Origin of the sequence: Bacillus glycinifermentans (assembly GCF_001042475.2) — a bacterium.
Taxonomy (GTDB): domain Bacteria; phylum Bacillota; class Bacilli; order Bacillales; family Bacillaceae; genus Bacillus; species Bacillus glycinifermentans.
On record NZ_LECW02000020.1, the window covers coordinates 21,941 to 36,757 of the forward strand.

15 protein-coding genes are annotated in these 14,817 nt (G+C 48.0%); 2 read left to right on the plus strand and 13 right to left on the minus strand.

Annotated features, from left to right (window positions below):
* Positions 1 to 6: 6 nt before the first annotated feature.
* The 4 genes from AB447_RS11815 to AB447_RS11830 all read right to left on the minus strand — a co-directional run bounded on the left by AB447_RS11815 (position 7) and on the right by AB447_RS11830 (position 3,293).
* Complete coding sequence (locus AB447_RS11815; protein ID WP_231947425.1) at positions 7 to 720, minus strand: ABC transporter ATP-binding protein; 714 nt, start codon at positions 718 to 720, stop codon at positions 7 to 9.
* Positions 698 to 1,117 carry a hypothetical protein gene (locus AB447_RS11820; protein WP_046130381.1) on the minus strand — a complete coding sequence of 140 codons (420 nt, stop codon included), beginning with the start codon at positions 1,115 to 1,117 and terminating at the stop codon, positions 698 to 700. Before AB447_RS11820 ends, AB447_RS11815 begins: the two co-directional genes overlap by 23 nt.
* Before the next feature lie 291 nt (positions 1,118 to 1,408).
* Positions 1,409 to 2,845: an anion permease gene (locus AB447_RS11825; RefSeq protein WP_048353985.1), complete on the minus strand. Its 1,437-nt coding sequence runs from the start codon at positions 2,843 to 2,845 to the stop codon at positions 1,409 to 1,411.
* A gap of 100 nt (positions 2,846 to 2,945) precedes the next feature.
* Complete coding sequence (locus tag AB447_RS11830) at positions 2,946 to 3,293, minus strand: YflT domain-containing protein (RefSeq protein WP_048353984.1); 348 nt, start codon at positions 3,291 to 3,293, stop codon at positions 2,946 to 2,948.
* A 191-nt stretch (positions 3,294 to 3,484) separates the two neighbouring features.
* On the opposite strand from AB447_RS11830, the gene AB447_RS11835 reads away from it, so the two are divergent.
* Positions 3,485 to 3,859 carry a DUF3212 family protein gene (locus AB447_RS11835; protein WP_048353983.1) on the plus strand — a complete coding sequence of 125 codons (375 nt, stop codon included), beginning with the start codon at positions 3,485 to 3,487 and terminating at the stop codon, positions 3,857 to 3,859.
* A 48-nt stretch (positions 3,860 to 3,907) separates the two neighbouring features.
* On the opposite strand, the gene AB447_RS11840 is transcribed toward AB447_RS11835, so the two are convergent.
* Positions 3,908 to 5,038, minus strand: coding sequence for a DEAD/DEAH box helicase (locus AB447_RS11840; protein WP_048353982.1), 1,131 nt, complete (start codon positions 5,036 to 5,038; stop codon positions 3,908 to 3,910).
* A gap of 142 nt (positions 5,039 to 5,180) precedes the next feature.
* On the opposite strand from AB447_RS11840, the gene AB447_RS11845 reads away from it, so the two are divergent.
* A complete protein-coding gene (locus tag AB447_RS11845; RefSeq protein ID WP_048353981.1) occupies positions 5,181 to 6,737 on the plus strand; it encodes an ABC-F family ATP-binding cassette domain-containing protein in 1,557 nt (518 codons plus the stop codon).
* A 42-nt stretch (positions 6,738 to 6,779) separates the two neighbouring features.
* Here AB447_RS11845 and AB447_RS11850 read toward each other — a convergent pair whose 3' ends face one another.
* The 8 genes from AB447_RS11850 to bioW all read right to left on the minus strand — a co-directional run bounded on the left by AB447_RS11850 (position 6,780) and on the right by bioW (position 14,695).
* Positions 6,780 to 7,958, minus strand: coding sequence for an MFS transporter (locus AB447_RS11850; protein WP_048353980.1), 1,179 nt, complete (start codon positions 7,956 to 7,958; stop codon positions 6,780 to 6,782).
* Positions 7,959 to 8,021: 63 nt separating this feature from the next.
* Entirely contained in the window at positions 8,022 to 8,444 is a 423-nt protein-coding gene (locus AB447_RS11855; RefSeq protein WP_048406783.1) for a MerR family transcriptional regulator, read from the minus strand.
* A 102-nt stretch (positions 8,445 to 8,546) separates the two neighbouring features.
* Positions 8,547 to 9,734: a cytochrome P450 gene (locus AB447_RS11860; protein ID WP_057957582.1), complete on the minus strand. Its 1,188-nt coding sequence runs from the start codon at positions 9,732 to 9,734 to the stop codon at positions 8,547 to 8,549.
* Between the two features lies 1 nt (position 9,735).
* On the minus strand, positions 9,736 to 10,755 hold the full coding sequence (bioB, locus tag AB447_RS11865; protein WP_048353978.1) for a biotin synthase BioB: 1,020 nt from the start codon (positions 10,753 to 10,755) through the stop codon (positions 9,736 to 9,738).
* Positions 10,752 to 11,459 carry a dethiobiotin synthase gene (gene bioD / locus AB447_RS11870; protein ID WP_048353977.1) on the minus strand — a complete coding sequence of 236 codons (708 nt, stop codon included), beginning with the start codon at positions 11,457 to 11,459 and terminating at the stop codon, positions 10,752 to 10,754. Before bioD ends, bioB begins: the two co-directional genes overlap by 4 nt.
* Positions 11,456 to 12,592: an 8-amino-7-oxononanoate synthase gene (gene bioF, locus AB447_RS11875; RefSeq protein WP_096892053.1), complete on the minus strand. Its 1,137-nt coding sequence runs from the start codon at positions 12,590 to 12,592 to the stop codon at positions 11,456 to 11,458. Before bioF ends, bioD begins: the two co-directional genes overlap by 4 nt.
* Positions 12,582 to 13,928, minus strand: a complete 1,347-nt coding sequence (bioA, locus tag AB447_RS11880) for an adenosylmethionine--8-amino-7-oxononanoate transaminase (protein ID WP_048406785.1) — start codon at positions 13,926 to 13,928, stop codon at positions 12,582 to 12,584. Before bioA ends, bioF begins: the two co-directional genes overlap by 11 nt.
* Positions 13,913 to 14,695 (minus strand): 6-carboxyhexanoate--CoA ligase, encoded by a 783-nt coding sequence (bioW, locus tag AB447_RS11885; protein WP_048406786.1) that lies wholly within the window; start codon positions 14,693 to 14,695, stop codon positions 13,913 to 13,915. Before bioW ends, bioA begins: the two co-directional genes overlap by 16 nt.
* Positions 14,696 to 14,817 lie beyond the last annotated feature (122 nt).

Genomic DNA, 14,817 nt, shown 5'->3' on the forward strand with positions numbered 1-14,817 from the left:
ACACCTTTATAAAGTTTTAACTCGTCCATCTTCAATAAAAAAAAGCTGATCTGGCCTTTCTATCAAGTTTTCTTCGTGTGTAACAATCACTAATGTTTTATCAAATTGTTCACATAGAGAAACTAAAAGTTCAATAACTTTTTTCGCATTTTTTCGATCTAAATTACCAGTAGGCTCGTCCGCAAAAATGATTTCTGGATCATTGGCCATTGCTCTTGCAATAGCGACTCTTTGTTGCTGACCACCTGATAGTTGGAAAGGAAAGGATTTTAACTTGTTTCCAATTCCCAAAATATTTGTCAGTTTTTTAATATCCGAAATGTCTTTTTTCTTTTTATTAATCATTAGAGGGAGAATAATATTATCAAACACTGAAATCTCAGGTATTAAATGATAATTTTGAAAAATGAAACCAAAATTATTGCCTCTAATATTAGCTTGTTCAGCATCATTTAATTTATAAAAATTTTGCTGTTTAAACCATACATGGCCGTTGGTAGGATCCTCCATGCCACCAAGGAGACTCAGCAAAGTTGTTTTCCCTGATCCGCTTTTTCCCAATATTACATTGATTGAACCCTTGCTTATAGAAAGAGTAGTAGGATGCAACGCATAAAATAATGAAGCACCCTCCCCATATGATTTTGTTACTTGATTTGTCGATATTATAATTCTATTATCTTGTCTCATAATCTTTCTATTGTTTAATCCTTCCTCCACCTTTTATATTAATTCCATAATCTGAATATGTATGCTTCGTAACATTAACTCTGTACGTTCCCGAAGCTACTTTCCCTACATTTTTGCTATAACTTTTTCCTGTGGTTAATCTGCCGGTATTGTAACTAGTAAATATCCCCTTGCTAATTGTTACAGTATATTTATGGGTTTGTGGTAGAGTTTCACCAGTCTCAGCCTTGATAGTTTTTGCATTAGCAGTTATGGTGGTAGATTTATTGCTTAGCTTATGCTTATAGGCTCCAGTTACTGCAGTTCGGATATTGAAAGAATACGGTTCATTATAAGCTAAACTCGCCGTACTAAAGCCGAAAATAAAGACCAAAGCAATAATAGAGAAAGTGACTAATATTTTCTTTCTCCTTAAAAATTTTTTCATAATAATCCCCTCTTCCCATTTTTTAATTTTCTTCTTTTATTGGCTAACTTAAAAAAACAGATCTGTCATATATTAGATTAATATGTAAATCAATATAAGTCAATACAAAAATTGGATTTTCATTATCCTTCATTTGTTTCAAAGAAAAACTCATAAAAAACGGGTTTTATGATAGAGGCCCTAATTCCAAAAGCTCTTAATTTAAATGCGTCTCTAGACCATAAATTGTGTATTTCAAATCAACTGTGTCAATATGAACATAAAAAGAAGGACAAGCTCCTGCCCTTCTTTTCACCACATCCCCAGCACCTTCCACCACAGACCGCCGACAACGAGCCATACCACAAGATGAACAATCGACAGGATGAAGCCGATGAACCACCATTTTCCTTCCGGGATATAGCCGGCGCCGAAAAAAACGGGTGCCGCTCCTGCGCCATAGTGCGTCGTACAGCCGAACAGGTTGCTGAAAAACGCGAGGGCGAAGGCTGATAAAAGCGGCGGCGCGCCTGCGGCTACGGTCACCGCGAAAAACGCCGAATACATCGCGCTGATATGGGCGGTTGCGCTGGCAAAGAAATAGTGCGAATAAAAGTAGACGAGAATTAACACGAGGAAGGCTGTCATCCATGGGAAACCTGAAACAAATGACTTCATCATATCGCTGAACCAGCCGACCATTCCGAGCGTATTCAAAAAGGACGCAAGCATGAGGAGAGTCGCAAACCATATAAGCGTATCCCATGCGCCCTGCTCCTTTTTAATATCGTCCCATGTCAGCACCTGTGTCAAAAATAAGACCGACAATCCGATCAAAGCCGTCGTCGTGGCGTCTATATTGGCGCGGCTTCCCAATATCCACAGAAAAAGGACGAGGAAGAAGACGATGACCATGAACAATTCTGCTCTTTTAAAAGGTCCCATTTCCTTCAGCTTGTTTGTCGCAATGCCTGCTGCGTCCGGCGTCTCTTTAATTTCAGGCGGGTACAATTTATAAATGACAAGCGGCGTAACGATCAGGCTTACGAGTCCCGGAACGATCGAAGCAAGCGCCCAGCTTGTCCAGGTCATATTTACTCCCGCCACATCATGTGCGAGTTTTGCGATTAATGGATTCGCCGCCATCGCCGTCAAGAACATCGCAGACGTAATCAGATTTCCTTGAAAGCCGACTTTCAGCAAAAAGGCCCCGATTTTCCGCTCAGTACCGTTGTCCGGGGTTGAACCGAACGTTTCCGACAAAGAATGGATAATCGGAAAAATGATGCCACCCGCTCTAGCTGTATTGCTGGGGATGGCGGGTGCCAGAATCAAGTCGCTGAAAAGCAGCGAATACGAGAGCCCGAGCGTTTTTTTGCCGAACACCCTGACAAACATATAGGCGATTCTCGCGCCAAGGCCTGTTTTAATAAAACCGCGGGAAATGAAAAACGCAATAACGATCAGCCAAATCGTTTTATTTCCAAATCCGCTCAGCGTCTCTTCAATTGACAGCGTTCCGGTGAGAGCCGTGACCGCCAGGGCGAATATGGCGATCGATCCCATCGGCAAAGGCTTGGATATGAAGCCGATAATCGTCGCCACAAATATCGCGAATAAATGCCACGCTTTCGGATGCAGTCCGGCGGGCACCGGTATGAACCAGATGATAATTCCGGCTGCAATCGTGATGATCAAAGGAATGAAGCGAACTTCCGGTTTCTTTTCCGGATCTTTTTCTTTTGTCACGACATATTTCCTCCTAAAGATCTGTAGTACTTTTTACTTTGCCCTTTTCTCACCGGTTCATGAAAAAAAATGAAGCTGCCGACACGGTCGGCAGCCTTTCTTATACCCAGGATTTCACTTTATCATAATCGGTTACAAACAGGAGCACTTTCCCTTCGTCAAGGTGCTTTTCGAACTGTTCCGCTTCCTGTTTTGAAAAGCCGATTTCGTGAATTTTGTTGCGAAGCTCATCTCCCTTTTTATTAAAGAAATTCCCCACCGCATTTTTGATGCCTGTCTCCTCTGCACCGATCGTATTGGCATCTGTATTTTCCGCGATCCTTTCCGTCCTGTCGTCATCATGTGAAAGGACGTATATGTCCTCTCTGGCGACACCGATCTCCTTGAGTTCGTTGATATCCTTCATCAGCTTTTCATCATTTGTATATTCCCTTACAACGGGTTTCATCTAAAATCTCCTCCTTTTTTGCATGTTGTAGTTATGACTTACCCCATCGGCACCCTGTTAAACAACGGAATGCGCCGTGTAACATTTTCATGTCAATATTACAATCGCTATAAATTTTCTGAAAATACGTTTATTATCGGATTCGTTCAGGTACAGTAAAAGAAGATCAGTCGAAAATGGGGTGATTTCGCTTGAATTATTTTTCGCCGGAACAGCAATACAACGCATGGATCATCAGCGATTTGCTCAAACAAATCTTCCTATTGGAAGGCCATGAAGACTCGGATACCCACCTTTTTGAAACCTTTGCGGCCCAACGGTTCGGCATCAATGTTGATTTTATCTTTTCGATCATCATGAACATCGGCGATCCCGAAGAGCGAACGGCCGGCAGTACGGAAGACATCCTGGCTTCATATCTGTTCACCCTGCTTCCTTTTGTCACAAAGGACATGCTTAACGACTCCATGGAAAACGCCAATCAATACCTCTTAAATACAAGGGATGCAGACGTATATCACCTTTTCCTCCCTGAATCGGTCCTCCATCAGACGCTGAATCCGTAAAAAGCGGCCATGCCCGAAACATAAAAAAAAGGGGCTTTTTTAGGCCCCCTATTTTTCGATGATTCGTCCTCTCTCATATACAATTTTCTGAAGGCGGATTCCGAGCTTTTTCGCGAGCTTTTTCAGCCGCTCTGCTTCGCCGTGGGTCACAAGGCTGATGACCGTTCCTTCGCTTCCGGCTCTCCCCGTTCTTCCCGAGCGGTGGATATAGCCTTCTTCATTCGGCAAATCGGCATGAATGACATATGGCAGATGCTGAATGTCGATGCCGCGCGCCGCGATATCGGTCGCCAAAAGCAGGTTAAACTCGCCTGCTTCAAACGCCTTGAGAATGTTCGCCCGTTCGAGCTTTTTCGCTTCACTGTGCAGGACGCCGACATCGACATGGTGATAAGCTAATTTTTCGGCGTACACGCTTAAATTGCCGATGTCTTTCACGAACACGAGAGCCTGCATTCCCTCGAGCCTTGAAAACTTTTGCAGAATTTTGATTTTATCGCGCTGGTCACAGACGAGAAATTGGTGCTTGATTTTTGCCGCTTCTTCGTTCGTTCTTTTAACCCTGATCAGCTCAGCGTCTTTCGTCATCCCGCGGAGCTCGCGTTCGACATCCTCTTTTAGCGTCGCTGAAAAGCAGACAAGCTGCCGGTCGCGCAGCGTCGATTTGATGATGCTTTGAATCGTGCCGCGGTGCTCCGGTGTAAGAAGATGATCCGTCTCATCGAGGACGATCGTTTTTACTTCATGCATCTTCAGCTTTTTCATCTTGATCAGTTCGAGCACCCGCCCCGGCGTGCCGGCAATGATGTGCGGATGTTTTTTCAGCTTTTCCTGCTGCTTCTTTATATTGGCTCCGCCGATGAATGAAGCGGCTCTGATGTCAGACCCCTTTTTCCACTCAACGATCACGTCAAAAATCTGCATGACGAGCTCGCGGGAAGGGGCAAGGATTACAGCCTGGACGTTTTTTTGAGCGGCGTCCAGCTTTTCCAATACAGGCAGGATGTAGGCGAGCGTTTTTCCCGTTCCGGTCGGCGATTCGGCGATCACGTCGCGCCCGTCCAAAATGAGCCCGGCCGTGCTTTTTTGAACATCCGTCGGTTCACGGAAGCCCGACGCCTCCCAATTTTCCTTAATAAACGGTTTTGCTTTATTTAAAAATGGCCATTTGTCAGTCATGTTTTTCTCCTTTATTCTCAGGTTGATCCTGTTCCTAGTATCTCAAAACAGAAGCGGCTTCGCAATTTTTCTTTTACCTTGCCCCCGACAGTCCGGTATAATCGTAAAGAACGTTTTTATCATATATTCCGAGGTGCAAAATATGAGTTTATTATCGGTAACAAAGCTAAGCCACGGTTTTGGCGACCGGGCGATCTTTCAAGATATATCCTTTCGCCTGCTGAAAGGCGAACACGTCGGCCTCATCGGCGCCAACGGCGAGGGCAAATCGACGTTTATGAACATCATCACGGGCAAGCTCGAACCTGATGAAGGAAAAGTGGAATGGTCCAAAAAAGTCCGCGTCGGCTACCTTGACCAGCATACCGTTCTCGAGCGCGGGCAGACGATCCGCGATGCGCTGAGAAACGCTTTTCGCTATTTATTTGCAATGGAAGAAGAAATGAACGCCATTTACGGCAAAATGGGAGAGGCTGATCCCGACGAGCTTGAGAAGCTGCTTGAAGAAGTCGGGACGATCCAGGACGCCCTGACGAACAACGATTTTTACGCAATCGATGCAAAGGTCGAAGAGATTGCCCGCGGCCTCGGGCTCCATGACCTTGGGCTTGACCGGGATGTCACCGATTTAAGCGGAGGCCAGCGGACGAAGGTGCTGCTTGCCAAGCTGCTGCTTGAAAAACCCGACATTCTCCTATTGGACGAACCGACGAACTACTTGGATGAACAGCATATCGAGTGGCTGAAACGCTATTTGCAGGATTACGAAAACGCGTTTATTTTGATTTCGCACGATATTCCGTTTCTCAACAGCGTCATCAATCTTATCTATCATGTCGAAAACCAGCAGCTGACCCGCTATGTCGGTGACTACAACCAATTCCGCGAAGTGTATGAAGCGAAAAAACAGCAGCTTGAAGCGGCATATAAAAAGCAGCAGCAGGAAATTTCCGAGCTTAAAGATTTCGTCGCCCGCAATAAAGCGCGGGTCAGCACGCGCAATATGGCAATGTCACGGCAGAAGAAACTCGATAAGATGGACATGATCGAACTGCCGTCGGAAAAACCGAAGCCTGAGTTCCGCTTTAAACAGGCGAGAACGTCCGGCAAGTTGATCTTTGAAACGAAAGATCTCGTCATCGGCTATGATGAACCGTTGTCCCGCCCGCTCAATCTGAAAATGGAGCGCGGCCAAAAAATCGCCCTGTACGGTGCGAACGGCATCGGAAAAACGACTTTGCTGAAAAGCCTGCTCGGCGAAATCCGGCCTTTGTCAGGAGAAGTCGAACGGGGAGAATACCTTCATATCGGCTATTTTGAACAGGAAGTGAAAGATGAAGGCCACAACACCTGCATCGATGAGGTGTGGAACGAATTCCCTTCCTTTACGCAGTACGAAGTCAGGGCTGCTCTGGCAAAATGCGGCTTGACGACAAAGCATATCGAAAGCCGGGTCTCCGTTTTAAGCGGAGGAGAAAAAGCGAAGGTCAGACTGTGCAAACTCATCAATGCGGAAACAAACCTTCTCGTGCTCGACGAACCGACGAACCACCTCGATGTTGAAGCGAAGGAAGAATTAAAAAGAGCTCTTAAGGAATACAAAGGCTCGATCCTTCTTATCTCCCACGAACCCGAATTTTATACGGAGATTGCGACAGATACGTGGAACTGTGAATCATGGACGACGAAAGTGCTGTAAAGCAAAAAAAGCTTGTCTCCTTTTAAAGGAAACAAGCTTTTTTTAATGTCCGGCTTTGATGTTTGCCAAATGGCGGCGGCCGCCGATTAAGACCGCCATGCCGATCAGCACCGCGATACAGCCGGCAACATAAGGCGCATGTGCATTATAATGGTCGGCCAGCACACCTGCGAGCCACGGCGCGATCGCCCCGCCGATAAAACGGATCGAACTGTACGCAGATGAAGCGACTGACCGTTCGACAGGCGCCGCTCCCATCACAGCGGTCGTCAGGATCGTATTGACCATTCCTAAAATACCGCCGCCGATCACGATGAACGAGATGACTAGAGCCATGTAATCCGTCCAGATGGCGAGCGCCAGCAGATCTGCGGCAAACAATACGAACAGCAGGATGAGGGAACGGACGGTTCCCAAAGCACGCTCTACTGCCGGTGCGGTAAACACGGACGTGATCGCGAGAAGCAGTCCCCAGCCGAAAAAGACGTATCCGAGGCCCCTCTCATTCAAATCGAGAACAAACGGAGAATACGCGAGCAGCGTAAAAAAGCCGAAGTTATATAAAAAGGCGGCAAGCGAAAGCGTCAATAGCCCCCGGTAACGCAGCGCCCGTATCGGAGCGCCGATGGACACTTTCTTTTGCGGCTTCGGGATGGCCGGCAGAAGAATAAGAATCGCAAGCAATGCGACTGCCATTAAAATGGACACTCCGAAAAACGGCGCCCTCCATGAAATCGTTCCAAGCTCTCCGCCGGCAAGAGGACCTACAGAAATCCCCAAGCCGAGAGCCGCTTCATACAGGATGATCGCTTTTGCGCTTCCCCCTGTCGCCACACTGACGATAACGGCAAGAGCGGTTGAAATGAACAAGGCGTTGCCGAGGCCCCATCCGCCCCGGAAGCCGACAAGCTGAGCAATCGAATGGGAAAACCCGCCTAACGCGGCAAAAATAATAATCAAAATGAGGCCTGATATCAATGTCTGCTTTGCGCCGATCCGGCTCGAAATCGCTCCGGACAAAATCATCGCAAAGCCTGTCACGAGCAGATAGCTTGTAAATAAAAGCGAAACCTGGCTGGGAGATGCGTGCAGCTGCGCTGCAATCGCCGGAAGGATCGGATCGACCAGCCCGATGCCCATAAACGAAATAACGCAGGCAAACGCTACGGCCCAAACCGCTTTCGGCTGTTTAAAAAAACCTGAATTCTGTTGTTTCTCCATCAAACAATCATACCTTTCTTTCCATAAAAACAAACGCTATGTATATAGCGTTTTCCGTTTGGTTTAATCAATGTGTTCCAGCGCATGACGGGCTTTTTTTCGCATGCCCTCCAAGCGCTCCTTGAACGATTGAAATTTTTCGATCTTTTCGTCAATCATTCGCATTTGTTCGTCCAGCATATGCTGGATGTCTTCGAGCTTTTCTTTTCTTTCCTTCTTATCCAATGATAAAAGATAGCCTTCTTTATGCATTTCCAGGTGCTTGCTCGTTTCCATGAACTGCTGCAGCTCTTGCAGGGAAAATCCCAATACTTCCTTGGCGCTCATTACTCGTTCGAGCTCTTCCAGGTCGTCTTCGGAATAAAGGCGGACACCGCCTTCCGTCCGTTTCGGCGAAGAGAGAAGGCCGATTTCTTCGTAAAAACGGATCGTTCTTTTCGTCAAACCGCTGCGTTTTGCCATTTGGTCGATTTTCATCCAATTCACGTCAATATCCCCCCGTTGCCTCTTTTCCTTTCTTATTATACACCTTTCGGACTTTTACGTAAACGTTAAGTTTTATATATAAAAAAAGGGGCTATGCCCCTTCTAAGTCAGGATAACCGGCAAACTGGCGAGCGCTCTAAACCCCATGAGCCTGGGGTATTGAACGGCGGAGCCTGCCAGCCGAAGCCCAGGCGCCCGCTCTAAAAGCGCTTGAATCGCAATTTGCGCTTCAAGCCGCGCCAATGAGGAGCCCGGACAAACATGAGCGCCGGATCCGAAGGCAAGATGCGGATTCGGATTTCTTTCGATGTCGAGTACATGGGGATGATCGAAGACGTTCGGATCGCGGTTTGCCGCGCCTAATAAGATATAGACCTGCTCTCCTCTTCTGATGATGTGTCCATTAATGCGGCAGTCTTCTGAAGCGGTTCGGGCCGTCAGCTGAGTCGGGCTTTCATAGCGCAAAAACTCCTCGACTGCAGATGTGATCAGCTCCGGATTTTCCTTCAGTGCGCCGAGCTGTGCGGGATGCTTCATTAATGAAAACAGTCCATTGCTGATGAGGTTTACCGTTGTCTCGTGTCCGGCGATGACGAGCAGTACACACGTCGCAAGCACTTCCTCCTCGGTCAGCTTCCCGGCGCTGATGAATGTTGTGACCAGGTCTTCCTGCGGATCGGCTTTTCGTTTGCTGATCAAACATCTGACATATGCCGTCAGCTGGGCGGCGGTTTCGCTTCCTTTGACAAGCACCTTTCGGGAACGGGTAAAATCAATCGTCTCGATTAAGTCCGCCGTCCATTGTCTAAATTGATGCCTCTCCTCTTTTGGCACTCCGAGGATGCGGGCGATGACGAGGCTTGCCAACGGAAACGCGAATTCTGATACGATGTCCGCGGTTCCTCTGCCTTGCAGCTGATCAAGCAGCTCATCAGCAGCTTCTTTTATAAAAGGACGCAAAACATCTGCCGCCTTCGGCGTAAGCTCTTTGCCGACAAGCGTTCGCATCCGCTTATGGTCTGAGTCGTTTTTGAATAGGAGCATATTTTGCTGTACGTTTTTTAGAGCTTCGTATTTTGTCGACGTTTCCGGAATGGTGATGCGGTTTTTAAATCTGGCGTCTTTTAAAATCGTCGCCGCCTCATTGTGTCCTGTAACATACCAGCCCGGCTGCTTCAATACGGTTCCTTTATAAACAGGATCGATGGATCGCAGCTTATCGTAAAAAGGATAGGGCTCTCTCCAAAAATCCCGATCAATACGCAAGGCGGAATCCAGCTCTGCTGTCATGTTATGCCTCCTTGCCTGACGCCGTCTGCAAACCGGCTTTCATTTCTTCCACCGATTCGATTTCAAATCCTGCATCCCTCAGCATCTTTTGATCTTCTGTTTCCTCCTGGCCTGCCGTCGTTAAATAATCGCCGACGAAAATCGAATTGGCGGCATACAGCCCCAATGGCTGAAGCGAACGGAGGTTGACTTCCCTGCCTCCGGAAATGCGGATTTCTTTTGTCGGATTGATGAAACGGAACAATGCCAAAACTTTTAAACAATAAAGCGGATGAAGTTCGTTCACACCTTCCAGCGGGGTACCGTCAATGGCGTGCAAAAAATTGACCGGAATCGAATCGGCATCGAGCGCTTTTAAGCTTTTCGCCATGTCGACCACATCCTGCTTCGTCTCCTTCATGCCGATAATGACACCCGAACACGGAGACATGCCCGACTGTTTGGCGGTCTCTACCGTACTCACCCGATCATCATATGTATGCGAGGTCGTAATGTTTGAATGATTGCGTTTCGACGTGTTGATATTGTGGTTGTACCGGTCAACGCCGGCTTCTTTGAGGCGCTGTGCCTGCTCCGGCTTTAAGATGCCAAGACATGCGCACACTTTTAAACCGTATGTTTCTTTAATGTCTTTGACGGCTGCAGCAACTTGATCGATTTCCCGGTTTGACGGGCCTCTGCCGCTGGCGACGATACAGTACGTTCCGATATTTAAATCGCGAGCCCGCTTTGCTCCTTCAAGCAATGTCGTTTTGTCGACCATCCGGTAAGACTCGATCGGCGCTTTTGAGATCGCGGACTGTGAACAGTAGCCGCAGTTTTCCGGACAAAGGCCGGATTTTGCATTCATGATCATATTGAGCTTCACTTTTTTTCCATAATAACGTTTTCGAATGTGAAAAGCGGCATGCATCAATAACAGAATGTCTTCATCCGGACATTCCAAGATCTGAAGCGCCTCATTGTCTGTCAATTCCTCTCCGTCCAACACTCTTTCAGCAAGATCCATCCACTGATTCATCTTTTCGCCCCCATTTGTATTTGATTGATCATAAAAGAAATATCAATATGGTCCTCTGCCATTTTTTCAATGTTCTCTGTCGTTGCATCTGCAAGCCTCGGCGTAACGCCTAAAATCGGCACGCCGCATAATGTCTCGATCATCTCCGGATTGGTTTGTTCATCAAGGCCCGGTCGGCTGCTGATTCCGTTGATGATGATGCCGATTACGTGAAGCCCCGTGCTTTTCGCATATTGAACGGTTAAGAACGTATGGTTTATCGTCCCAAGATCAGGCCTTGCCACAATGACAACCGGCAGATCCAGCGCTTTGATCGCATCGCTGACCAAAACATCCTTTCCGAGCGGCACGGCGATGCCGCCTGCTCCCTCGACGATGAAGCAGTCGTGATGATCTTTTATCGCTTTCCAATGATTGATGAGCTCTTCGATGCCGGCGGTCTTTCCTTCCAGCTTTGAGGCGGCGTACGGAGCAAGCGGCTCTTTATATTCAAAAGGCGTGATGTCTTCGTATGTGAGAGATGTTTGCGATGCCCGCTTCAACAAGGCTGTATCGCTTTCCGGATGGGTGCGCGATATCCCGCTCAAAAACGGCTTAAACACCCCGACATCGAACTTATGCTTTTTTAATACAGCGGCAATTCCGCAAGATATGATCGTTTTCCCCACACCCGTGTCTGTTCCCGTTACAAAAAAACCCTTCATTTTACGATGTTCATCCCTTTTCCGATAAAATAAAACCATTTCAGCAAATCGGCGATTTCGCTTTGGCTGCGGTTTGCAGTGACCGTCAGCCTGATCCGGCTTTCGCCTTCCGGAACCGTCGGCGGGCGGATCGCCGGCGCAAAAATTCCCTTTTCCTCAAGGAGTTTCGCAAATAACACGGCTTTTTGGGCATCTCCAATGATAACGGGGATAATCGGCGTATCCATTCCCTTTACCGTAAACCCCATATTCTCCAGGCCTGTTCTTATTGTTTTTGCAGACGACCTCAACATCCGCCGTTTTTCGCGGCTGTCTTCGATGAGCTCCAATGCCGCATGCGCAGCTGCACAGCTCGCCGGCGGGACGGCTGTCTGAAAGATAAACGTTCTGGCATGATTGAGCAAAAAATCGATTAATACGCTGGAACCAGCGACAAATCCGCCTTCTGAACCGGCCGCTTTACTTAACGTGCCGATCACGACATCAGGGCTTGCGCCGAAATATTCGCACGTTCCCCTTCCGTTTTCCCCAAGCACGCCCGTTGCGTGTGCATCATCAACAATAACGAAAGCCTGATAGCGCTTTGCGAGCGGGATGATTCTGTCAAGAGGCGCGATCGTCCCGTCCATGCTGAATACGCCATCTGTTACAATAAAACGCCTGTTGTACCGTTGCGCTGCTGCCAGCTTTTGTTCAAGATCGCTCATATCGATGTGCTGATAAACGACCGTCTCTGCCTTTGACAGGCGGCACCCGTCGATGATGCTCGCATGGTTGTGCCGGTCGCTCAATATGACGTCCCCTTTTTCAGGCAATGAAGAAAGCACGCCGATGTTCGCCAAATATCCGCTTGAAAACAAGAGAGCCGCTTCCGTCTGTTTAAAGCCGGCGATTTTCCGCTCCAGTTTTTCATGCCAGCTCGTGTTGCCTGCCGTTAACCGCGATCCGCCGCTGCCTGTTCCCTGATGGAGCGCCGTTTTTGCGGCTGACATCAACCGGCTGTCATTGGCCAAGCCCAAGTAATCATTGGATGCCCAATTCTTCCCGCCGCAACTCTCCGGCCGCAGCGTGCGGTAAAGCCCGGCTGATTTTGTTTCGTCCAGCCGCCGGGTTAACCACTCATCAAAGTTCACCGCTTGTAACCTCATCGATCGCTTCTTTCATGATGGACACCATCGCTTCAAGCTGCCCGGTTGTGCTCGCGAGCGGCGGCAGAAATGCAACAACATCTCCGAGCGGCCTTGTCAGCATGCCAAGCTCTCTCATTTTCAACGAAACCTGGTATCCGATCCGCTTTTCTGGAGGATAAGGCTGCTTTGTTTCCTTTGACTGGACAAGCTCTATCCCGCACATAAAGCCGAGCTGCCGGATATCGCCGACATGAGCGAGCGTCTCCAAGGTACGGAGGCATCCGCGCAGGGCTTCCGATTTTTCGGCGACTTGATCAACGATTTGTTCACATTCAAACAAGCGCAAATTTTCGATCGCAACCGCGCAGCCAAGCTGATTCCCCGTATAGGAGTGGCCGTGGAAAAACGTTTTTAACGTTTCATAGTCGTCGTAGAAAGCTCTATAAATTTCTTCTGTTGCGAATGTAACGGCTATCGGCAAGTAGCCTCCGGTAATCCCTTTCCCTGCTGCCATGAGGTCAGGCTGAACGCCTTCATGCTCACAGGCAAACATTTTTCCTGTGCGGCCAAATCCTGTTGCCACTTCATCGACAATCATTAACACGTCATACGCCGTGCAGAGCTCGCGAACGCCGGCCAAAAACCCTTCAGGCATCACGATCATGCCGGACGCTCCTTGAACCATCGATTCGATCGACAGCGCCGCTATCTCGTCGTGATGCTCTTTCAGCAGCTCTTCGAGTTCGTTCAGGCATTCATCGCGGCACTCGTCAGGGCTTGAGCTTTCGGAACGGTATACATAAGGAACCCGGGCCTTGAAGCTTTCAAACATAAGCGGTCCGTAGACATGATGAAAAAGCTCGATCGAACCGACGCTGACGGCGCCGATCGTATCTCCGTGATACCCGTTTCGCATCGAGATGAACTTTTGCTTTTCGGGTTTCCCCGTATTTTTCCAATATTGAAACGCCATTTTCAAGGCGATTTCCATCGCTTCAGCGCCGCTGTCGGAATAAAAAACGCGCGTAAGCTTTTCAGGGCTTATCTTGATTAAAGTTTCGGCAAGCTCTGTCGCCGGAACATTCGTCATCCCGAGCAATGTAGAATGGGCGATTTTGCCGAGCTGTTTTTTGACCGCCTCATCCAATTCCTTTTTGCGGTGTCCGTGTACATTAAGCCAGACTGAAGAAAATCCGTCATAGTATTCCTTGCCGTTTATATCTTTTAGCATGATGCCGTTTCCGCTTTCGATGATGAGCGGGTTTTCATCATAGTCTTTCATCTGTGTAAAAGGCAGCCAAAGATACGTTTTGCTTTTTTCGATTAATGACAGTTCCATGGTTCCCCTCCTGCTTGAATAAACAAAGGCTTTTTTTCCAAATAGCTGATGCAATCGTTCAAATCGGCCGATCCATCGACGAAAAAAACGCGGCAGCCGCTTTCGTCTCCATACTCTTTCATCTTAGTAATCCGCTGGTAGCCGAGCTTTTTGCCGGCGACGTAGCCGGTTATGTAATCCGGGTCATCCGACCAGCACAATTCGGCGATGACGGCCGGGTGCCCGCATACCTTTGTCGCCACTGCGAGCGCTTCTTTCATTCGTGAATTCAGCGGGACTCCTCGTTTTGCCGCCCATTCCCTGAAATCGGCGTCAGGCCAATCCAGCCGCGAAACCCGTACGCCTTTTTCCTTTCTTTCGTCAACCCGCTTTCCGGAGCGGACGTCAAACAATACAGCGCCTCTTACTTCTGAGAATTCGTCGATGCGCCGAAACGCTTTTTCAATGACATCTCCCGGAACGCCTGCTTGCTGCAGAAGCTCCGTGGCAAGCGCTTTTCCGTCTTCTGCTGAATTCGCATCGTTAGTTTCAATTTGCAAAGGATGGATCGCTCTTATCGGGTCGTCAACATATTCAAACTGAATTTGCATAAAGTCCGGTTTTCCTCTTGAATGGGACAGACCTTTATCCAATAAAGCATTGACCGCATCCTTCAAACCGCCGAAAGTCGAGAGCCGCTCTCCTCCTGATATATGCTTGCCCCCTTCTTCATGGGAGCCGTTTTGGGAAGCCCTCATTCTCACGCTGTAATACGTTTCCCCTTGCATTCTTTCACCCCTCATTATATGTTAACCTCATATGAATTTTAGTTAACATTATAAATAGAATATTAGTATTCCTTTCCTCATATGTCAATGCAAGCAGAAAAAAAGGCAAAAGAGGACGGGAT

Bases quoted from the DNA above. Each gene is read 5' to 3' on its own strand.
- AB447_RS11820 (WP_046130381.1), bottom strand. From the start codon at position 1,117: ATGAAAAAATTTTTAAGGAGAAAGAAAATATTAGTCACTTTCTCTATT.
- AB447_RS11830 (WP_048353984.1), bottom strand. From the start codon at position 3,293: ATGAAACCCGTTGTAAGGGAATATACAAATGATGAAAAGCTGATGAAG.
- AB447_RS11840 (WP_048353982.1), bottom strand. From the start codon at position 5,038: ATGACTGACAAATGGCCATTTTTAAATAAAGCAAAACCGTTTATTAAG.
- AB447_RS11845 (WP_048353981.1), top strand. From the start codon at position 5,181: ATGAGTTTATTATCGGTAACAAAGCTAAGCCACGGTTTTGGCGACCGG.
- AB447_RS11850 (WP_048353980.1), bottom strand. From the start codon at position 7,958: ATGGAGAAACAACAGAATTCAGGTTTTTTTAAACAGCCGAAAGCGGTT.
- AB447_RS11860 (WP_057957582.1), bottom strand. From the start codon at position 9,734: ATGACAGCAGAGCTGGATTCCGCCTTGCGTATTGATCGGGATTTTTGG.
- bioB (WP_048353978.1), bottom strand. From the start codon at position 10,755: ATGAATCAGTGGATGGATCTTGCTGAAAGAGTGTTGGACGGAGAGGAA.
- bioD (WP_048353977.1), bottom strand. From the start codon at position 11,459: ATGAAGGGTTTTTTTGTAACGGGAACAGACACGGGTGTGGGGAAAACG.
- bioA (WP_048406785.1), bottom strand. From the start codon at position 13,928: ATGGAACTGTCATTAATCGAAAAAAGCAAAACGTATCTTTGGCTGCCT.
- bioW (WP_048406786.1), bottom strand. From the start codon at position 14,695: ATGCAAGGGGAAACGTATTACAGCGTGAGAATGAGGGCTTCCCAAAAC.